This is a genomic window from Micromonospora sp. NPDC005291 (assembly GCF_040607415.1).
Taxonomy (GTDB): Bacteria; Actinomycetota; Actinomycetes; order Mycobacteriales; family Micromonosporaceae; genus Micromonospora.
Map to the genome: position 1 here is coordinate 37,231 of NZ_JBEXGR010000018.1, position 20,597 is coordinate 57,827.

Annotated in this window: 19 protein-coding genes; 7 read left to right on the forward strand and 12 right to left on the reverse strand. The window is 72.5% G+C overall.

Going from position 1 to position 20,597, the window contains the following annotated elements:
* The first annotated feature begins 139 nt into the window (after nt 1-139).
* The gene (locus ABZT18_RS22775; RefSeq protein ID WP_354994893.1) at nt 140-814 is read left to right on the forward strand and encodes an NADPH-dependent F420 reductase; all 675 of its coding nucleotides are present in this window, start codon (nt 140-142) and stop codon (nt 812-814) included.
* Here ABZT18_RS22775 and ABZT18_RS22780 read toward each other — a convergent pair.
* A complete protein-coding gene (locus ABZT18_RS22780) occupies nt 727-2,445 on the reverse strand; it encodes a glycosyltransferase 87 family protein (protein WP_354994894.1) in 1,719 nt (572 codons plus the stop codon). The genes ABZT18_RS22775 and ABZT18_RS22780 overlap by 88 nt on opposite strands.
* Nucleotides 2,446-2,670: 225 nt before the next feature.
* On the opposite strand from ABZT18_RS22780, the gene ABZT18_RS22785 reads away from it, so the two are divergent.
* Together ABZT18_RS22785 and ABZT18_RS22790 are read left to right on the forward strand one after the other, a co-directional pair.
* On the forward strand, nt 2,671-3,540 hold the full coding sequence (locus ABZT18_RS22785) for a DUF4397 domain-containing protein (protein WP_354994895.1): 870 nt from the start codon (nt 2,671-2,673) through the stop codon (nt 3,538-3,540).
* Nucleotides 3,510-4,214, forward strand: a complete 705-nt coding sequence (locus ABZT18_RS22790) for a class F sortase (RefSeq protein ID WP_354994896.1) — start codon at nt 3,510-3,512, stop codon at nt 4,212-4,214. The genes ABZT18_RS22785 and ABZT18_RS22790 overlap by 31 nt, the downstream gene beginning before the upstream one ends.
* A gap of 33 nt (nt 4,215-4,247) precedes the next feature.
* Here the strand turns inward: ABZT18_RS22790 and ABZT18_RS22795 are convergent, their stop codons facing one another.
* The 5 genes from ABZT18_RS22795 to ABZT18_RS22815 form a co-directional block, all read right to left on the reverse strand.
* The gene (locus ABZT18_RS22795; RefSeq protein ID WP_354994897.1) at nt 4,248-4,598 is read right to left on the reverse strand and encodes a DUF2203 domain-containing protein; all 351 of its coding nucleotides are present in this window, start codon (nt 4,596-4,598) and stop codon (nt 4,248-4,250) included.
* 49 nt (nt 4,599-4,647) lie between these two features.
* Nucleotides 4,648-5,466, reverse strand: a complete 819-nt coding sequence (gene proC, locus ABZT18_RS22800) for a pyrroline-5-carboxylate reductase (protein ID WP_354994898.1) — start codon at nt 5,464-5,466, stop codon at nt 4,648-4,650.
* Between the two features lie 174 nt (nt 5,467-5,640).
* Nucleotides 5,641-6,669 (reverse strand): 6-phosphofructokinase, encoded by a 1,029-nt coding sequence (locus tag ABZT18_RS22805; RefSeq protein ID WP_354994979.1) that lies wholly within the window; start codon nt 6,667-6,669, stop codon nt 5,641-5,643.
* A 171-nt stretch (nt 6,670-6,840) separates the two neighbouring features.
* Nucleotides 6,841-7,344, reverse strand: a complete 504-nt coding sequence (locus ABZT18_RS22810; RefSeq protein ID WP_354994899.1) for a pyridoxamine 5'-phosphate oxidase family protein — start codon at nt 7,342-7,344, stop codon at nt 6,841-6,843.
* A gap of 89 nt (nt 7,345-7,433) precedes the next feature.
* On the reverse strand, nt 7,434-7,931 hold the full coding sequence (locus ABZT18_RS22815; RefSeq protein ID WP_030488918.1) for a polyadenylate-specific 3'-exoribonuclease AS: 498 nt from the start codon (nt 7,929-7,931) through the stop codon (nt 7,434-7,436).
* A gap of 294 nt (nt 7,932-8,225) precedes the next feature.
* Between ABZT18_RS22815 and ABZT18_RS22820 the strand changes: the two genes are divergently transcribed.
* Nucleotides 8,226-8,918: a Crp/Fnr family transcriptional regulator gene (locus ABZT18_RS22820; RefSeq protein ID WP_030337710.1), complete on the forward strand. Its 693-nt coding sequence runs from the start codon at nt 8,226-8,228 to the stop codon at nt 8,916-8,918.
* Nucleotides 8,919-8,992: 74 nt separating this feature from the next.
* Here ABZT18_RS22820 and ABZT18_RS22825 read toward each other — a convergent pair whose 3' ends face one another.
* Nucleotides 8,993-9,190 (reverse strand): hypothetical protein, encoded by a 198-nt coding sequence (locus ABZT18_RS22825; RefSeq protein WP_354994900.1) that lies wholly within the window; start codon nt 9,188-9,190, stop codon nt 8,993-8,995.
* A gap of 162 nt (nt 9,191-9,352) precedes the next feature.
* Between ABZT18_RS22825 and ABZT18_RS22830 the strand changes: the two genes are divergently transcribed.
* Complete coding sequence (locus ABZT18_RS22830) at nt 9,353-12,877, forward strand: adenylate/guanylate cyclase domain-containing protein (RefSeq protein ID WP_355252464.1); 3,525 nt, start codon at nt 9,353-9,355, stop codon at nt 12,875-12,877.
* A 7-nt stretch (nt 12,878-12,884) separates the two neighbouring features.
* Here ABZT18_RS22830 and ABZT18_RS22835 read toward each other — a convergent pair whose 3' ends face one another.
* Complete coding sequence (locus tag ABZT18_RS22835) at nt 12,885-13,577, reverse strand: lysophospholipid acyltransferase family protein (RefSeq protein WP_354994902.1); 693 nt, start codon at nt 13,575-13,577, stop codon at nt 12,885-12,887.
* Between the two features lie 417 nt (nt 13,578-13,994).
* On the opposite strand from ABZT18_RS22835, the gene ABZT18_RS22840 reads away from it, so the two are divergent.
* Both ABZT18_RS22840 and ABZT18_RS22845 read left to right on the forward strand, forming a co-directional pair.
* Nucleotides 13,995-14,849, forward strand: a complete 855-nt coding sequence (locus ABZT18_RS22840) for a DUF308 domain-containing protein (protein ID WP_354994903.1) — start codon at nt 13,995-13,997, stop codon at nt 14,847-14,849.
* 158 nt (nt 14,850-15,007) lie between these two features.
* A complete protein-coding gene (locus ABZT18_RS22845) occupies nt 15,008-16,504 on the forward strand; it encodes a trehalose-6-phosphate synthase (RefSeq protein WP_354994904.1) in 1,497 nt (498 codons plus the stop codon).
* A gap of 44 nt (nt 16,505-16,548) precedes the next feature.
* On the opposite strand, the gene ABZT18_RS22850 is transcribed toward ABZT18_RS22845, so the two are convergent.
* The 4 genes from ABZT18_RS22850 to ABZT18_RS22865 all read right to left on the reverse strand — a co-directional run bounded on the left by ABZT18_RS22850 (nt 16,549) and on the right by ABZT18_RS22865 (nt 20,583).
* A complete protein-coding gene (locus ABZT18_RS22850; RefSeq protein ID WP_354994980.1) occupies nt 16,549-17,343 on the reverse strand; it encodes an alpha/beta fold hydrolase in 795 nt (264 codons plus the stop codon).
* 54 nt (nt 17,344-17,397) lie between these two features.
* Nucleotides 17,398-18,804 carry an NAD(P)-binding domain-containing protein gene (locus ABZT18_RS22855; RefSeq protein WP_355252467.1) on the reverse strand — a complete coding sequence of 469 codons (1,407 nt, stop codon included), beginning with the start codon at nt 18,802-18,804 and terminating at the stop codon, nt 17,398-17,400.
* 115 nt (nt 18,805-18,919) lie between these two features.
* Complete coding sequence (locus ABZT18_RS22860; protein ID WP_355252470.1) at nt 18,920-19,624, reverse strand: endonuclease/exonuclease/phosphatase family protein; 705 nt, start codon at nt 19,622-19,624, stop codon at nt 18,920-18,922.
* A gap of 11 nt (nt 19,625-19,635) precedes the next feature.
* Nucleotides 19,636-20,583 carry an ROK family glucokinase gene (locus ABZT18_RS22865; protein WP_354994907.1) on the reverse strand — a complete coding sequence of 316 codons (948 nt, stop codon included), beginning with the start codon at nt 20,581-20,583 and terminating at the stop codon, nt 19,636-19,638.
* Nucleotides 20,584-20,597: the final 14 nt, after the last annotated feature.

Below are 20,597 nucleotides of genomic sequence, written 5' to 3' on the forward strand. Positions count from 1 at the left end.
CTGTGGCGGCGAAGGTCGCGAGATCCTCGACGAGACAGCGCATGCCCGGCACTGTGCGCAGCCGGTCGGCACCGGGCAACCGAATAACCCACCGCGCCGGTCGGGAATTCGTCGTGGGTGGACGAGGTTGGGAACAAACATGACAACTGTGGGACTGATCGGCAGTGGCAACATCGGCGGCACGGTGGCCCGACTGGCGGTGGACGCCGGCTACGACGTGGTGCTGAGCAACTCGCGCGGCCCGGAGACGCTGAAGGACCTCGCCGACGAGTTGGGCTCGCACGCCAGCGCCGGCACGGCACAGGACGCGGCGCAGGTCGGCGACCTGGTGGTGGTCAGCGTGCCGCTGAAGGCGTACCGCGCGGTGCCCGTGGAGCCGCTGGCCGGCAAGGTCGTCATCGACACCAACAACTACTACCCGCAGCGCGACGGGAACCTCCCGGAACTGGATTCCGGCGAGACCACCAGCAGCGAGCTGCTCCAGCGGCACCTGCCGGACTCGCGGGTGGTGAAGGTCTTCAACAACATCTTCTTCAAGCACCTGGCCGCGCTGCCCCGGCCGACGGGCGCGGCTGACCGTAGCGCTCTCGCGATCGCCGGTGACGACGCCGCCGCGAAGGCAGAGGTGACGGCCTTCCTGGACCGGATCGGCTACGACGTCGTGGACGCCGGATCGCTGGCCGAGGGATGGCGCTACCAGCCGGACACCCCGGCGTACGGCACGCTCTACTCCGCCGACCCGACCGACTGGGAGCACCCGGCCCCGGCCGACGCCGAGAAGCTGCGCGGCCTGCTGGCCGACGCCACCCGCTGAGCAACGCCGCCCGCCCCTCGTGCGACCCCCTGGCGGGTGGCCGTACGGAGGGCGGCGGCGAGTTCGTCGTCGTAGCTGGCGATCGGCTGACCGTCCGAGGCGTACGCGACGAGCCGCCCCTGGGCCATGTTCGCCGAACGGAACGAGAACGTGCGTGTTCCCGGGTACGCGTCGAGCAGCGGGATGGCCCGCGGTGCCCCACCGGGGGCGGAGTAGTACTCCAGTCGGGTCACCTGCGGGGAGACCACGCCGTTGACCCGGACCTTGGTCTTCTCGGCGCGGGTGCCGAAGGTGACCGGCGCGTCGGTGCCGTAGGCGGCGCACTCGACCGGGCCACGGCAGACGAAGAAGTATCGCGGGTTGACCACGTCGTCGAGGGCGTACGCCTTGAAGGTGGGGTCCGCTCCGGCGGGCAACGGCTGCACGGCGAAGAACGCCACCGCGACCGTGGCCGGAACGCCGACCCGCAGCCAGCCCCGCCCCCTGGACGGCCGCCGGTTGGTTCGGGCGGCGACGACCGCGACGCCACCGAAGCCGACCAGGCACAGCAGGCACACGCCGACGGTGCGGGCGTTCTCGAAGAGGAACTGCACGCCCGGCCGCATCGACACCGGGCTGAGGACCGCGCCCAACGAGACGACCATCGTGGCGAGCAGCGCCGCGCCAGCGGCCCGCTGAGTGACGCCGGACGCGCCGACCAGCAGCATCGCCGCAAGCACCGGCCACACCTGGTGATGGGTCCAGGACACCGGGGACGCGGCGACGGTGGCGCAGCCGACGAGCACCGCCGAGTGCCCCGGGCGGCCCTCCCGTGCCAACTGCCGGGCCCGCAGCAGCGCCGCCGCGCAGATGAGCGCCACCAGACCGGCCCAGAGTGGGGGCAACGTCGCCTCGTCGACCCCGATGCGCAGCAGCATCCCGTGCAGGGACTGGTTGCCCAGTGAGGCCAGGTTGCCGATCCGCGAGGTCTGCCGCACCGCCTCGGTCCAGTAGGTCCAGCTCTCGCCGGGCAGCACGATCGCGGCGAGCGCGGCACAGGCCACGAAGGTCGCCACCGCGCGGCCGGCGTCGCGGTAGCGGCCGGTGGCGAGGAAGTAGACCACGAACAGCAGCGGGGTCAGCTTGATCGCCGCGGCCAACCCGACCAGCACCCCACGCAGCCGGGGCGGGACGACCCCCATCCCGTCGAGCAGGGCCATCAGCACGATGAAGATGCTGACCTGACCGAAGCGCAGATTGCTCTGCACCGGCGCGGAGAGCATCAGCACCGTGGCCGCCACCGCCACGACGAGCGGGCGCCGCGACTGTCGGGTGGTCAGCGAGACACCGACCGCCCCGGCGATGGCGACGACCGCCGCGCACGTCGCCACCAGCCAGATCCCTTGCAGTACGCCTTCGCCGACGACGGTGATCGGCCCCAGCACGAGGGCGGCGAACGGCGGATAGGTGAACGGCCCACCGTTCTCCGCCACGTACCCGTACAGCGGCCTACCGGCGTGCAGATCGGACAGTGCGCCGTAGTAGATGTGCAGGTCGGAGAGCCGGTCCTCGCGTCGCAGCACGAGCACGCAGGACACCAGCGCGACGACGACGAAGGCCGCCCACACCAGCGCCACCCGGCGATCCCGCATCGACCGAGAATAAGGGAGTACGACGTCCTGCGGCGGCCCGTCCGCCCTCGGGAAGAGGGGGCACGGCGCGTCGGATGCCGGTACCTGGCGTCGATCTTGCACCGGGTGGGCAGCGACGGAGGCGGCGACAAAAACATCGCCTCGGCAACTTGCGTTGCAGTCCCGCACACGGGACTCTGTTCCCTGGGTTGCCGCCCGCTCACCGAACGTGCTTCCGGAGGCGACATGCACACGCTCCGTACCGTGCCCCGCCGGCTGCTGGCCGGCTCCGGCGCGCTCCTGCTCACCACCGCCCTCGCCGCCGCCGGCACCCCGGTTCCGGCCAGTGCCGCGACCGGCGCGGACACCGTCGGCTACGTCCGGCTCGCCCACCTCTCCCCCGACACCCCGGCCGTCGACGTCTACCTGGCCGCGCCGGACGCCGCGAAGCCGAGGGTCTTCCCCGGGGTCGGCTACGGCGTGGTCTCCGACTACCTGGAGCTGGCACCCGGCCGCTACGCGGTGGCGATGCGCGAGGCCGGCGCCCCCGCCAGCGATCCCCCGGTGCTCACCACCGAGGTCGCGGTGAACAGCGGTGCTGCGTACACGGTGGCCGGTGTCGGCCGGCACGCCGACCTGGGGCTGCGGGTGCTCAACGACGACCTCAGCGCGCCCACGCAGGGCCGCGCCAAGGTGCGTGTCGTGCAGGCTTCCGTGCGTACCCCGGTGCTCGACGTGGCCGCCGCCGACGGCCCGATGATCGCCGACGGCGTGCAGTTCGCCACCACGACCGAATACCAGCAGGTCGAGCCGGGCCGTTGGCGACTGAAGCTGACCGGCGCCGGCGGGCCGAGCACCGACACCGAGGTGCGGCTGACCGGCGGCGCGGTCTACTCGCTGCTGGTGCTCGACGCGAAGCAGGGCGGGCTCACCGCCGAGCTGCGCCGCGACGCCGAGGGGGGCACCGTCGTCCCCGCCGGCGGCGTGGACACCGGCGCCGGCGGCACCGCCAGGGCCGGGCTCGGCGCGTACCCCCTGGTGGTAGGTGGGTTGGCCGCGACGGCCGTCGCGGTGACCCTGCTGCTGTGGCGTCGGCGGCGGCGCACCACCTGGTGAGCACCGGGCCCGACCCGTCGATCCGGCGGCACCGCGACCGCCGGGTGCCGCTGGCCGCGCTGGTCGCGGCCGGCGCGGCGGTCTGCCTGGCCGCCGGCACCGGGGTCGGGCTGGCCACCACCGGTCCGCCGCCGCCGGTGGCGAGCTGGCACCCCGGCTGCGCCGACGACTGCCCGTCGGCGGCCGCCGCGCCCGCGCCACAGGGCCCACCCACGCGGGTACGCGTACCGCGCATCGGCGTCGACTCCACGCTCACCGTGCTGGGCCTGGACCGCGCCGGTGCGCTGGTCCCGCCGACCGACTTCGACACCGCTGGCTGGTACGGCGGCGGCCCGGCCCCCGGCGACACCGGCCCGGCCGTGCTCGCCGGGCATCTGGACTCGCGGCGCGGCCCGGCGGTCTTCGCCCGGCTCGGCGAGCTGCGTCCCGGCGACCTGGTGGAGGTGTGGCGGGGCGGGCAGCGCCTGTCGTTCCGGGTGACCGGGTCGCTGCGTACCCGTAAGGACCAGTTCCCCACGGCCGTGGTCTACGGCCCGACGCCCGGCGCGGAGGTACGCCTGGTCACCTGCGGCGGTGACTTCGACCGGCAGCGCGGGCACTACCGGGACAACGTGGTGGTGTTCGCGGTGACCGAGGCCGCCGACCCGGTCCTGCCGAAGTCGGCGGCGGGCTGAGCCGGGGCCGTGACGCTCAGAGGGGCAGTGCTCTCAGACGGGGCGGCGGCCGGCGAAGCCGCACTCGGCCCGGTGGTACCAGCGCACGTCCGAGTCGCCCTCCAGCCAGCACCAGAGCACCGCGCGGCCGGCCCGCTCGCCCGGGAAGTCGAGCAGCACCGGGGCGATGCCCTTGACCTGGATGTCGTGCTGGTGCAGCTCGTCGACGACGGCGTGCAGCCGGGCCTCCAGCCCCTTCACCTCGGCCAGCCCCCCGAGCGCGCTCACGCCGTGGTCGGCCAGGTCGACGCGCAGCTCGGCCAGGTCGGCCCGGACCCGGATCAACTCATCGACGCGCGGCTGCAGGGTGGCCACGAGGTGCCGGGCCTGGGCGAGTGTGAACACCGGGCCAGTATGCGGCACGCACGGAGGAGCGCACGGCCCCGCGCGGACGTCAGTCGGCCTGGGCGGCCAGTTCGCGGGCCCGGTCCCGGGCGGCCTCCAGCGCGGCGAGCATCGCCGCCCGGACACCGTGCTTCTCCAGCTCACGGATCGCGGAGATGGTCGTGCCGGCCGGCGAGGTGACCGCCTCGCGCAGCTTGACCGGGTGCTCGCCGGAGTCGCGCAGCATCACCGCCGAGCCGATCGCGGTCTGCACGATCAGCTCGTGCGCCACCTGCCGGGGAAGCCCGAGCAGGATTCCAGCGTCGATCATGGCCTCGACGAGCAGGTAGAAGTAGGCCGGGCCGGAGCCGGAGAGCGCGGTGACCGCGTCCTGCTGCGACTCGGGCACCCGGATCGTCTGACCGAGAGGCTTGAACATCTCCTCGGCCAGCGCCAGGTGCGCGCCGGTGGCGTACGCGCCCGCCGAGATCGCGGTCATCGCCTCGTCGACCAGCGCCGGGGTGTTGGTCATCACCCGGACCACCGGCGTGCCGTCGGGCAGCCGGCGGCTGAAGAAGCTGGTGGGCAGCCCGGCGCAGAGCGAGATGACGAGCTTGTCGGCCGGCACCTTGGGACCGATCTCGTCGAGCAGCGCGGCGGCGTCTTGCGGCTTCACGGAGACCGCGAGCACCGCCGCCTCGTCCACCGCCGTCAGGTTGTCGACCACTCGTACGCCGTACCGCTCGGTCAACTCCGCGGCGCGGGCCGGCCGCCGAGCGGTGGCCAGCAGCCGGTCCACCGGCCACCCCGAACGCAGCAGCCCGGAGAGCATCAGCTCACCGATCTTGCCCGCGCCGATAACGGCAACGGTGTGCACCCCAGCTGCCATGTCGCCCGCACCGTCCCTCACCCCGCCGATCTAGGGCGGATCGTCGTCAGTTGATCTCCAAATACAGCGATACGCCCTAGATCGACGGGGCGATGGGCGCGGGGCCCGGGGCGACGGGGGCCCGGGGCTCGCGGCGCGGCGGACCCGTGGGCCGCCGCGCCGCGGGCTGGCGGATCAGCTGCCGAAGAAGACCTCGGCCTCGGCGTACCGCTCCAGCGGCACGGTCTTCAGCTCGCGGGTGGCCTCGGCCAGCGGCACCCGGACGATGTCGGTGCTCTGCATCGCGACCATCTTGCCCCAGTCGCCCTCGTTGACCGCGTCGATGGCGTGCAGGCCCAGGCGGGTGGCGAGCACCCGGTCGAAGGCGGTCGGGGTGCCACCGCGCTGGATGTGACCCAGCACCACGGTGCGGGCCTCCTTGCCGGTCTTGGCCTCCAACTGCTCGGCGAGCCACTGGCCGATGCCGCCGAGGCGGACGTGGCCGAACGAGTCCAGCTCCTGGTTGGCGAGGACCATCTGGCCGTCCAGCGGCTGGGCACCCTCGGCGACCACCACGATCGGCGCGTACTGGTGCTGGAAGCGCTTCTCGACGTAGCCGGCCACCTGCTCGACGTCGAACTGACGCTCGGGCAGCAGGATGACGTTGGCGCCACCGGCCAGGCCGGCGTGCAGGGCGATCCAGCCGGCGTGCCGGCCCATCACCTCGACGACCAGGGTGCGGTGGTGGCTCTCCGCGGTCGTGTGCAGGCGGTCGATGGCCTCCATCGCGATGTTGACCGCGGTGTCGAAGCCGAAGGTGTAGTCGGTGGCGCCCAGGTCGTTGTCGATCGTCTTCGGGACGCCGACCACGTGCACACCCAGCTCGTAGAGCTTGGTGGCCACGCCGAGGGTGTCCTCGCCGCCGATCGCGATCAGCGCGTCCACGCCCTGTGCGGCGAGGTTGTCCTTGATCCGCTCGACGCCGTTCTCGATCTTGAACGGGTTGGTCCGGGACGAGCCGAGGATGGTGCCGCCGCGGGGCAGGATGCCGCGGACGTCAGCGATGTCCAGGGGCCGGGACAGACCCTCCAGCGGGCCCTTCCAGCCGTCCCGGAAGCCCACGAACTCGTGACCGTAAGTGGCGACGCCCTTGCGGACCACCGCTCGGATGACCGCATTGAGACCCGGGCAGTCGCCGCCGCCAGTGAGCACGCCGATACGCATGATCTGCTCATCCTCCTGAAGCATCAGGTAAAGCCCGATATGCCCCAGGATATGTGTCAGGTCAGACCATCGGCGCCATTGCCGGCCCGGGGCGGGCCGTCACTGCGCACTGTAGTCGGCTTGCCTGTGCGATGACTGCGCGCCCCGGGTCGATCGACGACCTGTCGCGGGTCAGAAGGTCACCTCGTGGTTCTCGCCGGCCTCCGGCGGCCGGCCCGTGACGGCGGCCTTCGCGAAGCCGAGCAGGTTGACCACGGTGCTGCTGGGCGAGTCCCAGTACTCCGCCGAGCTGGCATGCACCCTGATCAGGGTCAGGCCGGGAGTGTCCAGCCCGTCCGGAAACCACACCGTGAGCACCGGGCTCCACAACTGCTCCGCGCGGGACCGGTCGAACCCCTCGGTGGCGGTGCCGGAGATCGACACCCAGGCGTTGTGCTTCTGGTCGGAGAAGGCGACGTTGACCTCCGGGTTCACCCGGATCTGGCGGACCTTGGCCGAATCGGCGGAGGCGAAGAACCACAGGTCGCCGTCGAACTCGGCCTCCTGGAGCCCCATCGGCCGGCTCACCTGCCGCCCGTCCAGAGCGATCGTGGTGAGCATGCAGATCCGCGCGGCCCGGGCCAGTTCGGTGACCCTGGCGCGGGCCTCGGCGGCGCTGGTCGACTCGTTGCTCATTGCACTCTCCCTCGGCTCGACTCGTCGAACCGATGCCCGGGACAGAACCGGTCAAACCTGCGGCGACACGACCGTCAGTGCACCGCCACTCAGCGGGCCGTCATCGCCCGCCAGCGGGCCAGATTGTGCCGGGCGTCGACCAGAGCGTCGTGCCGGGCCGCGTCCGCATCCGGCAGGGTCGGCCGACCACGGTCATCCCAGAGCTGCCGCAGCTCCTTGGTGTAGCGGGGGATCTCCCGGGGCAGCGCCGGCATCGCACCCCAGAGCTGGGCGAGCACCACATGGTCGTACGCGGCGAACCAGGCCCACAGCTCCAACTGCTCCCCCGGCCGGTCCCGGATCGGTTCGACCAGGAAGTCGTACAGGTCGTCGCGGATGCGCTCGCGCGATCGCCAGGCCCGGTCGGCCGGGGAGGGCAGCTTGTCCAGCACGTTCCGCCGGACCCAGGGCACGGCGCGGGAATCGTCGAACTCGGTGGAGACCGCGTAGAACTCGCGGCCGTACTCGTCGACGACACCAATCGAGACGAGGTCGACGGTTGTGCCGTCCTCGATGAACTCGCAGTCGTAGAAGTAGCGGTAGACCATTCCGGCCATCCTCGCCCACCGCCCGGCAGCGCTGGCAGGCGGGGCAGGCGGACGGCGCGGCCCGGGCCAGCGGTGGCCCGCGCCGCCGGGCTGGATCTGCACCCCAGGAAGCGGTACGCCGCAGCTCGCGACGGTCACGGAAGTGCTTCGAGGGGTGTACAGCAAGCGACCGGACCGTCATGATCTGATGTGTATCGCTACCGGACGCCGAATCGGTGTCAGTTCACCTTGTCAGGGCCATCAGGTTCACCCGGTGAGCGATTTTTTGGTCCATGACCGGGGAGGGGTTGGGCCGTGGAGGTTCGCCTGCCGGAGCCGGGTGACGCGCTCACGGGTGTCGAGATGTTCGCCGGGCTGGAGCCCGAGGTGCGGCAGCGCGTCATCGCCGCCGCCGTCCCGCGCACCTACCGCAAGGGCCAGTTGCTCTTCGTGGAGAACGATCCGGGTGAGTCGCTGATCGTGCTGCGCCGCGGCGCGGTGGCCGTCTTTCGCACCGCACCCACCGGCGAGCGGGCCGTGCTGTCGGTTATCCGTCCACCGGATGTGCTCGGCGAGGTCTCCCTGCTCGACGCGTCCACCCGGTCCGCCTCGGCAGAGGCCATCGAGGACTGCGCGGCGCTCGCGCTATCCCGGGGCGCGTTCATGGAGCTGGTGCACTCCAACCCCCGCATCCTGGACGCGGTGATGCGCTCCCTGGGCGGGCTGATCCGCCGGCTCACCGAGCAGAACGCCGACCACGTCTTCCTCGACCTGCCCGGTCGGGTGGCAAAGACGCTGGTCCGGTTGGCTGGCGAGAGCCAGGCACCGATGATCACGATCGAGCTCAACCAGAGTCAGCTGGCTGAGATGGCCGGTGGTTCCCGACAGAGCGTCAACCAGGCGATCGGCTCGTTCGCCAGCCGTGGCTGGCTGCGCACCGAGGGGCGCCGGATCGTGGTGACCGACGTGGCCGCGCTGCGCCGCCGCGCCGGCATGAACGACCGCTGACGCACCGAGACGGCACGACGCGGCCGGGTCACCCGTAGGCGACCCGGCCGCGTCGACGCGTTACCAGCGCTGGTTCACACTCCGGAGCTGCCCGGCCCGGCCCACTTGTCCGGGCCCTTGCCGTCGCCGCCCGGCCCGTGGGACTGCTCGCTGACGATGCCCTCGGCCTGCAGGCTGGCGAGGGTCGCGGCGTCGACGTCCACCGACTCACCGGCGGAGTGGCTGACCCCGTTGCCGTCGGTCCAGTCGCTCTCCAACTTGACGTACACCATTGACCTGTCCCCCTCTGGTCCCTGATCCATATCTGGCCGCCTGAATCTAGTCCGCCGACTACCCGATTGGACTGTCCACAAGCCAACAGGCTGGTACCTGACAGCCGCGCCGGCGGCGATACTCACTGTCAGGGGACGCCACCGGCGTCATCCGGTTCGCCAGTGGAGGGTGTCATCGCCGCGCAGTGTGGACGCTGTGGACGCACGGCCGCCGACGGGGACCGTTTCTGCGGTGGCTGCGGCGCCGAGCTGGGCGCTGTGTGCCCGCACTGCCTGCGCCCGCTCGCCTCGGACGTCACGTTCTGCACCTCGTGCGGGTCGCCCCGACCGGGCGCGGACCGACCGGCCGCGGTCACGCCACAGGAGGACCGCCGCCGGGTGAGCGTGCTCTTCGTCGACCTGATCGACTTCACGCCGTACGTCGAGCGGACCGACCCGGAGCAGGTCCGTGGCATGCAGACCGGGTTCTTCTCCGCCGCCCGCCGGGTGGTCGGCCAGTACGGCGGGGTGGTGGAGAAGTACATCGGTGACGCGGTGATGGCGCTCTTCGGCGCACCGATCGCCACCGAGACCGACGCCCTGCGCTGCGTACGGGCCGGTCTGGAGCTGCAACGGGTGCTCACCAGGTTCGCGCCGACCGGCAGCACCGAACTGCGGTTCCGGGTCGGGGTGGCCACCGGCGAGGCGCTGGTCGACGTGGCCGCCGCCCGCGACGGTGGGCAGGCGATCGTGGCCGGCGACGTGGTGAACACCGCCTCCCGGATGCAGTCTGTCGCGCCACCCGGAGGGGTGCTGGTCTGTGGCACGACCCACGCGCTGACGAAGGACGCGATCCGCTACGAGGAGCAGCCTCCGGTCACCCTGCGCGGCCGGTCGTCGCCGACCGAGGTGTGGCTCGCCCTGTCCCCGCTGCGCCGCCAGCCCACCGACCGGGAGCCGGACACCACGCCGCTGGTCGACCGGGAACACGAGCTGGGCATGCTCGTCAACGCCCTGCACCGGTCGCTACGCGATCGGCTGCCGCAGGTGGTGACCATCTTCGGCCGGGCCGGCATCGGCAAGAGCCGGCTACTGCGGGAGCTCTACCGGCACACCGGCCGGCTGGTCGACGAGCCGCTGACCTGGCGGATCGGGCGCTGCCCGCCGTTCGGGGAGAACGTCACGTTCGCCGCGCTCGCCGACATCGTCAAGTCCGAGGCCGGCATCCTGGACACCGACCCGGCGGGCAGCGCCGCGCAGCGGTTGGCCGCCGCCGTGGGCGAGCTGATCGGCCCGGGCGAACGGGACCGGGTGGTGGACGCGCTGCGTCCGCTGGTCGGGCTGCCCGGCACGCCGCTGCCAGCCGAGGAGGCGGAGTCGGCGTGGCGGCGTTTCCTGCTGGCCTTGGCCACCCGCCGCCCCACCGTGCTGGTCTTCGAGGACCTGCACTGGGCCGACGACGCGATGCTGCGCTTCGTGGAGCTGCTCGGGGCGGCGGCCCGCGAAGTGCCGCTGCTGCTGCTCTGCACCGCCCGCCCGGAGCTGGTCGACCGGGACCCGAGCTGGGCCGGGACGATCACCGGCTCGGTGACCATCACCCTGCCGCCACTGCGCGACACCGGCATCGCCGCCCTGTACGCGCACCTGTTCGGCCAGGCGGCGTTCTCCGCCGACATGCTGACCCCGCTGATCGAGGTGGCCGGCGGCAACCCGCTCTACGCCCACGAGTACGTCCGGATGCTGATCGAGCAGGGCGCACTGCGCCAGTCCGGGCGGGGGTGGTCGCTGGACAAGCACCTCGAGCTGACCATGCCGGAGAGCGTGCACGCGGTCATCGCCAACCGGGTGGACCTGCTGGACGCCAAGGACCGCGCGGTGCTGCTGGCCGCCTCGGTGGTCGGGGTGCAGTTCTGGCCCGGCGCGGTGGCCGCCGCCCTCGGGCAGCAGGTCGAGTCGGTCGAGCGTTCGCTGCGCCGGTTGGAACAGCGTGACTTCGTGCACGAGCAGTCCGCGTCGACGATGGCCGGGCAGGCGGAGTTCCGGTTCCGCCATGTGCTGGTACGCGACGTCTGCTACCAGCGGTTGCCACGCACCGAGCGGGTTGCCCGGCACGAGCGGGCCGCCGACTGGCTCGACGCGCTGTCGCACAGCCGCGACACCGACCTGGCCGAGGTGCTCGCCCACCACCGCTGGGCGGCCCACGAGATCGCCCGCTCGCTGGGCATGCAGGTGCGGCGGTACGCCGGGCCGGCGCGGCAGGCGCTGCACCGGGCGGCCCGCCGGGCGTACGCGCTGCACGGGCTGGACGCGGCGGCCAGCCATGCGGGCCGGGCACTCGGCCTGGCCGACGACAGCGACCCGGTGGGTCGGCTCCAGTTGGAGCTGTTGAGCACGGAGATCTCGTTCTATCGGGACGGCAACGGGTTCCTCTCGGGCGGCGGGCCGGAGCAGCTGCACGCGCTCGCCGACCGGCTGCTGGCGCACGACGACGACGCCTGCGCCGCCCGGGCCTGGACGCTGCTCGGCCAGGCCGCCTGGCTGCGGGCCGACCGCGGCGACGCGCTGGCCTGCCTGGATCGCGCGGTGCACCTGTTCGAGCCGCTGCCGGACAGCCCGCAGAAGGCGGACGCGTACGCGGAGTTGGGCCGGCTGCACATGCTCAACTACGAGCGGGACCAGGCTGTGACGGCGGCGGACACGGCGGCGGAGATCGCCGAGCGGTTGGGTCTGACCGAGAGCCGCACCAATGCCCGGATCACCGCGGCCACCGCCCGCTACCAGTCCGGGGACCGGGTCGGCCTGGACGAGCTGCACGCGATCGTGGAGTTCGCCAGGGCCGGTCAACTGCTGGCGCTGCCCCGCGCCACTCAGAACCTCGCCTGGGCGATCCGGGAGGAAGGCGACTGGCTGCGGTCCAACGCCCTGCTCTCGGCCGCCCCGGCGCGTACCGCCAGCGGCCAGACCCTGACCACCAGCTACTCGGCGGAGGCGATGCGCGCCTGGTTCGACGGTGACTTCGGCCGGCTCCTCGCGGCGGCGGAGGCGTTCGTGGACACGCCCACCGGAAGTTGGGACATGCAGGTACGCGGGCTTCGCTGCTGCCTGCTGGTGTTGCGGGACGACGAGGATCCGGACGACCTGACCGACGCGTTGGACACCGCGCGACGCAGCGGGTTCCACCGACTGCACTGGACGATGCTGAGCATGGCGGCGTTGTGCCGGGCGCTGCAGGGGCGCGAGGCCGAGGCTGCGGAGCTGATCGACGAGCTGGACCGGTGCTGGTCAGCGGTGCCGGCCCTGGCCAGTGGGGAGTGGATCGCCGCGGCCGCGTACGCCGCAGCCCTGAGCGGTCGGAGCGCGGCGGTGCGGGTCCGCACGATGCTGGGTCGGGTCGGGCACCGCACGCCGTGGTCGGAGGCGGCGTTGCGGACCGTGACGGCGGCCCTGGCCGCGGCGGACGGCGACCACCGGCGCTCGGCCGAGCTGCACCTGGTCGCCGCCGAGACCTACGGGCGGATCCCGGACGTCAGCGACCGCGTGCTGGCGCTGGCGTTCGCGGCGGCCGAGCTGACCCGCGCCGGCGACCCGGCGGCCGCCCGGGTGCCGCGTGCCGAGGTACGCACCTTCGCGTTGCGCAACGACGCCCCCGGTCTGCTCGCCCTGGCGGGTCGGCCGATCAGCCCGACCGGGCCGGCGGTGGCGTGCTGAGTCGGGATCAGGCGGCCACCGGCGCCGGGACGGGCTCCTTGAGCTTCTGGGCGTAGATGTCGACGTACTCCCGGCCGGAGAGCTCCATCAACTCGTACATGATCTCGTCGGTGACCGCGCGCTCGACGAACCGGTCGCCGGCCAGACCGGCGTAGCGGGAGAAATCCAGCGGCGTCCCGAAGCGGATCCGCACCCGATCGATCTTGGGGATGAGCTTGCCCGGCGGCTGGATCTCGTCGGCGTTGAGCATCGCCACCGGCACCACCACGGCGCCGCTCTCCAGGGCGAGCCGCGCCACCCCGGTCTTGCCCCGGTAGAGCCGCCCGTCCGGCGATCGGGTGCCCTCGGGGTAGATCCCCGCCACTCCCCCGGCGCGCAACACCTGCAACTGGGTGTCCAGTGCGGCGCGGGCGGCCTGGCCACCGGAGCGGTCCACCGGAATCGTGCCGGTGCCGACGAAGAACATCTTGGTCAGCCAGCCCTTGATCCCCTTGCCGGTGAAGTATTCGGCTTTGGCCACGAAGGTGACCTTCCGCGCGGTGATCAAGGGCGTGAAGATCGAGTCGGAGAAGGAGAGGTGGTTGCTGGCCAGGATCACCGGACCGGTCGCCGGCACGTTGTGCAGGCCCTCCACCTGCGGGCGGAAGATCAGCTTGAGCAGCGGACCGAGGATGACGTACTTCAGCAGCCAGTAGAGCACCGGCGTCCCTTCCCACGATGTGCCCGCGACAGCGCCAGGCCCCGGGAACGCCGTCGTCGCCGAGGAGCCTACGAAGCGCGGACTCCCACCACAACGGACGAAGAGCGGGAGATGACCACATCGACCACGGTCGTCCAGGTATGCGGCCGCCACCGCGATCGCTGACAGCTCAGCAGGGTGCGGCTCGGCGTGTCGAGTCGCTCAGACGTCAACGATCATCGAGATAGCACTTGTTGCGCAAGAACGGACAAAGAGCCCCTGCCGCGACCTGCGGCAGCAGCCGTGACTTTGGAAGACGCGACACAACGCACTCCCGGAACCCGGCCCTGACGTGTCACGATTCAGAGCACGGCGTGCGGACGGGCGTCGAGGGGCAGGGGTGGCCGCGCCGGAAGGCGCGTTAAGGGGGCAGTCCGGGTGTCAGCGGGTGGTGCCCGCCGGGGACGGCGGGACAACGGGCTCGACGCGAACGAGTACGCCGTCGTCGGCGACGTCGATCCGCGCGTCGGCGAGCACCTGCTCGACGTGCTGGCCGCTGGCGGGATCGCCGCCTACCTGCAGCCCTCCGCCGACCTCAACCCGGTCACCCGCACCACCACCGTTCCGGCCCGGCCGGTCGACCGGCTCTACGTCGACCGCTCGCACCTGACCACCGCACGGGACTACCTCACCCAGCTCGCCGACGAGACCACCCCGGAGCAGCCGCCGCCGGCCCGTGACGAGCCGGACATCGACGCCGAGTGGGCGCGGATCGTGGCCGGCTTCCACACCACCTCCACGGTCGGCGAGCACCCGTGGCCGGCCGCGGAGGACGTGGACGAACGGGACGCCCGGGACGAACCGGCCGCTGGTCCGCTGGCCCGCTCCGGCGCCGACGAGCCCGGTCCGACCGCTACCGACGTCCGGCGGCTGCCGTCCGCGACGGACATCTCCGGCATTTCCATCGGGCGCGGCACCCGGCCCGACGAGCCGTCGCTGCTGGACGGGCTGGACACCTTCGGCGCCGACCTGCCCGACGACGATGACGACGAGGGTTACCACCCGCCTCCACCGCCACCGCTGCCCCGCGTCAGCAAGTACGCGGTGATCGGCGTGCTCGGGGTGGTCATCGGGTTCGTGCTCTTCCTCTTCCCCTGGCTGCTTCCGGTGGACCGCTCGGCGGTCACCCTGTTCGGGTTCACCGGCATTCTGGCCGGTTTCGTCACGCTGATCTGGCGGCTGCGCCCCGGCGACGAGGACGAGGACGACCCGGACAACGGCGCCGTCGTCTGATGTCGGCCCGCATCCCGGGACGGCCGTCGGCCCGTCGCAGGCGTAACAGTGGTGTAACTTACTGTCAGTAGGAATACCGCTGTACGTCACTTCCCCCGCTGACTGACCGGTTTTTCCTTGCTCGCGGCGGTCAGTCTCTGCTGATCGGAATGCCCGAGATGCGACAGAGTTCCCTCGTGGTGGTGGCCAACCGCCTCCCCATCGACGACAGTCAGGCTCCCGACGGGGCCTGCGAATGGCGACGCAGCCCGGGCGGGCTGGTCAGCGCGCTGCACCCGCTCCTGCGGCACACCCCGGCGACCTGGGTCGGCTGGGCGGGCGGCATCGGGCCGGCCCCGACGCTGCCGGACGTGGACGGCGTCCGGATGCACACCGTCGCGCTCAGCGCGGAAGACCTGCGCGACCACTACGAGGGGTTCGCCAACGCCACCCTCTGGCCGCTCTACCACGACGCCGTCGAGCAGCCGCAGCATCACCGCCGCTGGTGGGAGGCGTACCAACGGGTCAACCAACGCTTCGCCGAGGCGACCGCCGAGGTGGCCGAGCCCGGCGGGGTGGTCTGGGTGCAGGATTACCACCTGCACCTGGTCCCCGGTCTACTCCGCGCACTCCGGCCGGACCTGCGCATCGGGTTCTTCCTGCACGTGCCGTTCCCGCCGCCAGAGCTGTTCATGCAGTTGCCCCGTCGGGCCGAGCTGCTGCGCGGCATGCTCGGCGCCGACCTGGTCGGCTTCCAGCGAGCCCAGGCGGCGCACAACTTCGCCCAACTGGTGACCAAGGTGCTGGAGCTGCCGGCCACCGACCGCCGCATCGGCATCGACGACCGGGTCGTGCGCATCGGCGCGTTCCCGGTCTCCATCGACACCGCCGAGATGGGCGCGCTCGCCGCCCGTCCCGAGGTGGCCGCCCGCGCCCGCCGGCTACGTCAGGACCTCGGCGATCCCCGGCAGGTCATCCTCAGCGTGGACCGGATGGACTACACCAAGGGCATCGAGCAGCGGCTCAAGGCGTACAGCGAACTGCTCGCCAACGGCGACGTCAAGGTCCGCGACACGGTGCTGGTGCAGGTCGCGATGCCGAGCCGGGAACGCGTCGGCCAGTACCAGATCCTGCGCGAGCGGATCGAGCGCGAGGTGGGCCGCATCAACGGCGAGTTCGGCCGGGTCGGCGAGCCGGCGATCCACTACCTCACCCAGCCCTTCGACCGGGCCGAACTGGCCGCGCTCTACCGGGTCGCCGACGTGATGGCGGTGACTCCGCTGCGCGACGGGATGAACCTGGTCGCCAAGGAGTACGTGGCCGCCCGGGTGGACGACACGGGCGCACTGCTGCTCAGCGAGTTCGCCGGCACCGCCGCTGAGCTGTCCCAGGCGTACCTGGTCAACCCGCACGACCTGGAGGGGCTCAAGCAGGGGCTCCGCGCGGCGCTGCGGGCCAGCCCGGCCGACGTCACCCAACGGATGCGGGCCATGCGCGCCTACCTGCACCAGCACGACATCCGGGCCTGGGCCCGCTCCTATCTCCGCGCCTTGGACGAGGGCGGAGCCCTGATCAGCTGGCTGACCAGCACCGACGCCAACCCCGAGGGCGCCGCTCGGGTGCCCCGACCCGCCACCCCGAACGGCAGCCCGGCAACCCGCCACGCCAGCGGCTGACCGGCGGCCGGGGCCTGTCCGGCCCCGCAGGGCCGCCTGGTCGCTCAGTGCGACGCGGGTTCCTTCTCCAGCCAGTCCAGGATCGCGTCGATCGGCTCCGCCCACCGCGAGTCCAGCATCAGGTCGTGGCCCATCCCGGGAAAGAGCAGCGGGGCCGAACCGTACTGGCGGGCCACCCGGGTCAACGTCGACGCCGGCACCACCCGGTCATCCGGGCTGCCCAACACCAGCACCGGCGGCGCGCCCACGGCCGGCTCGGCCTCTGGCTCGCCCAGCAGAGCCCACTGTGCCCGCCGGCCCGCCCGACCGAGCCGTCCGACGTACCGCCGGGCCTCCTCGTCGGGCAACTCGCGGCTGAACAGCTGCCCACGGTTGAGCCGCAGCGGCCCGCCGAACACCGCCGGCAGCGTGCCCGCCGGGTTGCGGCGCAGCGCCGCCCCCAGCACTCCCCAACCGCCGAAGACCGGCGCCACCAGCACCGCGCCCCGCGCCGGGTAGCGGGCTAGCGCGTGCGCCACCACCAGGGCCCCGGCGCCGTGCCCCACCAGCACCGCCTGACGCGGCAGGCCCGCGGCCACCTGAACCACATCGTGGGCGTACGCCCGCAGCGTCGCCTCCGGCGCCGGCTCGCTGCCACCGTGCCCGCGCAGGCTCACCGCGTACGCCGGGAAGCCCCGCGACGCCGCGTGACCCAACCAGTGCTCGGCGAACGCCCACGCACCGTGCCCGAACCCGGGGACGAAGAGCAGCGGCGGGCGCCCCTCCTCCTGCTCGGGAATGGCGCTGAGCACCTCCCGCCGTGCCGGTCGGACCGGGCGGGACCACTCCCGGCCCCGCATGATCCGCAGCTCAGTCACGGGTCGGCCTCTCGCTCGCACCTGTGCGGTCGCCGGTCACTTGCCCTCCAGGTCGACTAGGGCGCGCTGGACGGCGCGCAGGTAGTCGGCGTGACCGACCTCGAACCAGTGTCGGCTGCTCTCCTTGACCTGCCCGGAGTAGCGCTCCCCGGCCCGGTCACGCACCCGAGACGCGAACGCGGCCGCCCGCTCCGGTCGATCGCGGCGGGCCTGCAGCAGTCGGGCGAAGAGCACCGTCTGCCAGTGCGACAGGGTGAACAACCCGGAATCCGGCTGGACCAGGCCGGCGACCGCCAGCGTCGGATGCCCCGGGGTGAACGCGTTGAGCCACAGCGTGGGCCGACCCGCGCCGGCACTGTCACCGAACACCGACGCGTCGAGGAACTCGAAGCGCGGCAGGTAGCCGGTGGCGAAGATGACCACCTCCGGGTCGATCTCACGGCCGTCGGCAAGCTCCACGGCGTACGGGTGGAACCGGGCGATGTCGGGCACCGGGCCGATCGCGCCGTGGCCCACGTAGTAGACGAGCTGGCTGTTCGCGATCGGGTGCGTCTCGTACACCCGGTGGTCGGGCTTGGGCAGGCCGAAGCGGGTCAGGTCGCCGACCGTCAACCGCAGCGTCCAGTGGTAGAGCCACTGCCGCACCCGCAGCGGCACGCGCAGCGCCAACAGTGAGTCGTTCACCTGGTCGGCGGGGCGGCCGAGCACGTACTTCGGCGCGTACCAGTAGCCGCGTCGGGTGGAGTGCCAGCAGCGTGACGCCTGCTGGGCGGCCTCGACGGCGATGTCGCAGCCGGTGTTGCCGGCGCCGACCACCAGCACCCGTTTGCCGCGCAGCTGCGCCGGGTCCTTGTAGGACGAGGCGTGCATGATCTCGCCGCGGAACTGCTCCAGCCCCTCGTACCGGGGCAGCTTCGGCGACCAGTTGTGGCCGTTGGCGATCAGCACGGCGGCGTACCGGGAGGTGCGCTCCGGGCCGTAACCGCCGGTGGAGCGGGTGGTCACGTCCCACCGCTCCCCCTCGGCGGGCTCAACCCGGATCACCTCGGTGCCGAACCAGATGTGCGAGCGCAGGTCGAAGTGGTCGGCGTACCGCTCGAAGTACGACAGCAGCTGACTGTGGTGGGGGTAGTCCGGCCAGGAGTCCGGCATCGGAAAGTCGGGGAACTGGGTGAACGGCTTCGACGACAGCAGGTGCGTGCTGGCGTACACCGGGCTGCGATCGTGCCGCCAGTTCCAGGCGCCGCCGACGCCCGTCTCCCGTTCGTAGCAGTCCACGCCGAACCCGTGCTCGCGCAGATTCTTGATGGCCGTCAGGCCGCTGGCCCCGGCCCCGATGACGCAGACCGTGTCGCCCCGGTCGGAGACTGGGCGGCCGTCGCTGCTCTGCGCGGACGGGGTCGCCTCCGGGTCGGGCCGGCCGTGGTCGGTGGGGGTGGACACCGGGGCATCTCCTTTTGTACGGCACGCGTGCCGGTCGCCGCGAAATCCTCTCCACAACGGAGCCGGATGTCCAGCCCTGACGCGGACACATCGACGGTCGAGCCGGGGTTGGGGGTCAGCCGGTGGTGGGCAGCAGCAGGTCGACCAGGACCGGGAAGTGGTCGCTGGCCAGGCGGGTCTGCGGGGTGTCCACCACGTCGTAGTCGACCACGGTGATCCGCGGGTCGACGAAGAGGCCGTCGATACGTCGGCGCGGGTCGGCGCAGGAGTAGGTGAGCCGATCCGCCCGGTCGGCCGCCACCGCGGCGTCGGTCAACCCGCGCGCCACGGTGGCCCACGCCGGCCCGTCCGGGCCCTCGTTGAGGTCGGCTCCGGCCAGCACCGGGGTGGTCGCCGCGTCCAGCCCCCGCTTGAACTCGGCGGCCTGCCCGGGACGCTCGGCCGGATCGGTGGACAGGTGCGAACCGGCGAGGGTGAACCGGGCGTCGCCGACCCGGCAGTCGGCGTACGCGGCGCCACGCAGGTGCCGGCCTGGGGTCAGCGGGAAGCGCTGGCACCGGGTGCCCCGCACCTGGACCCGCAGGCTGGTCAGCAGCAGGTTGCCCAGCGCGGGCAGCCCGCCCGCGGCCACCACCAGGCCGAACGACTCAGCCAACGTGGCGGACTTCTGCCGCCACCGGAACCGGCGCGGCCCCTCCTGCACGATCACCACGTCCGGCGCCACGGCCCGGACCACCGCCGCCAGCGCGGCGGTGTCGTCGCGCTGGCTGTGAATGTTGTACGACACCACGCGCAGTGGCACGCCCGCATCCTGGCTCATCCCGGACCGCCTCAGATCCGGCGGGCCAGGTCGGCGGCGCCGATCACACCGGCACTGTTGCCCAGCTCGGCCGGGAGCACCTCGGCCACCGGCAGACGACCGCGCTGGGCGAGCGCGTCGAGGTACGAGCGGCGCGTCGGCCCGAGCAGCAGGTCACCGGCGTCGATCACACCGCCGCCGACCACCAGGGTCTGCGGGTCGAGGATCTGCGCCATGTCGGCGAGGCTGGTGCCCAGCCACCGGCCGATCTGCGCGAATGCCTCGGCGGAGACCGGGTCGCCACCCTGCGCGGCGGCGGTCACCATCGGGCCGGTGATCGCCTCGACCTCACCGCCGGCCAGGTCCAGCAGCGCGGTGGCCCGGTTGGGCTCCTGTCGGGCGCCGGCCCGGGCGAAACGGACGAGGGCGCTGCCGCTGGCGTACTGCTCGATGCAGCCCAGCCGGCCGCAGCCGCACTGGTGCCCGTCCGGCACGGCCAGCATGTGGCCCAGCTCCGCGGCGATGCCGTGCGCGCCCCGCATCAGCTCCCCGCCGAGCACGATGCCGCCGCCCACGCCGGTGCCGATGGTGAACATGACCATGGAGTCGTCGGCGTCGCGGGCCGCGCCGTAGCGGAACTCGGCCCAGGCTGCCACGTTGGCGTCGTTCTCCACGATCACGGGCAAGCCGACGGCCGTGCTGACGTACTCGCGCAGCGGTTCGTCCCGCCAGGCCAGGTTGGGGGCGAAGAGCACGGTCGAGCGGCTGGCGTCGATCCAGCCGGCCGCGCCGATGCCGACGGACTCGATCGTCCGTCCGGCAGCCAGCTCGCCGACCAACTCGATGATGACGTCGCGGGTCTTGCCGACGTCATCGGCGGGAGTGTCCCGTCGGGTCTGCACGAGGACCGTGCCGGTGTCGTCCACGACACCGCCGGCCACCTTCGTGCCACCGACGTCGACTCCGATGGTCAGCGTCACCGCTGGCGCTCCCC

Bases quoted from the DNA above. Each gene is read 5' to 3' on its own strand.
- ABZT18_RS22815 (WP_030488918.1), bottom strand. From the start codon at position 7,931: ATGGTCTACCGCTACTTCTACGACTGCGAGTTCATCGAGGACGGCACA.
- proC (WP_354994898.1), bottom strand. From the start codon at position 5,466: ATGGCAGCTGGGGTGCACACCGTTGCCGTTATCGGCGCGGGCAAGATC.
- ABZT18_RS22780 (WP_354994894.1), bottom strand. From the start codon at position 2,445: ATGCGGGATCGCCGGGTGGCGCTGGTGTGGGCGGCCTTCGTCGTCGTC.
- ABZT18_RS22785 (WP_354994895.1), top strand. From the start codon at position 2,671: ATGCACACGCTCCGTACCGTGCCCCGCCGGCTGCTGGCCGGCTCCGGC.
- ABZT18_RS22845 (WP_354994904.1), top strand. From the start codon at position 15,008: ATGCGACAGAGTTCCCTCGTGGTGGTGGCCAACCGCCTCCCCATCGAC.
- ABZT18_RS22825 (WP_354994900.1), bottom strand. From the start codon at position 9,190: ATGGTGTACGTCAAGTTGGAGAGCGACTGGACCGACGGCAACGGGGTC.
- ABZT18_RS22775 (WP_354994893.1), top strand. From the start codon at position 140: ATGACAACTGTGGGACTGATCGGCAGTGGCAACATCGGCGGCACGGTG.
- ABZT18_RS22810 (WP_354994899.1), bottom strand. From the start codon at position 7,344: ATGAGCAACGAGTCGACCAGCGCCGCCGAGGCCCGCGCCAGGGTCACC.
- ABZT18_RS22860 (WP_355252470.1), bottom strand. From the start codon at position 19,624: ATGAGCCAGGATGCGGGCGTGCCACTGCGCGTGGTGTCGTACAACATT.
- ABZT18_RS22850 (WP_354994980.1), bottom strand. From the start codon at position 17,343: ATGCGGGGCCGGGAGTGGTCCCGCCCGGTCCGACCGGCACGGCGGGAG.
- ABZT18_RS22805 (WP_354994979.1), bottom strand. From the start codon at position 6,669: ATGCGTATCGGCGTGCTCACTGGCGGCGGCGACTGCCCGGGTCTCAAT.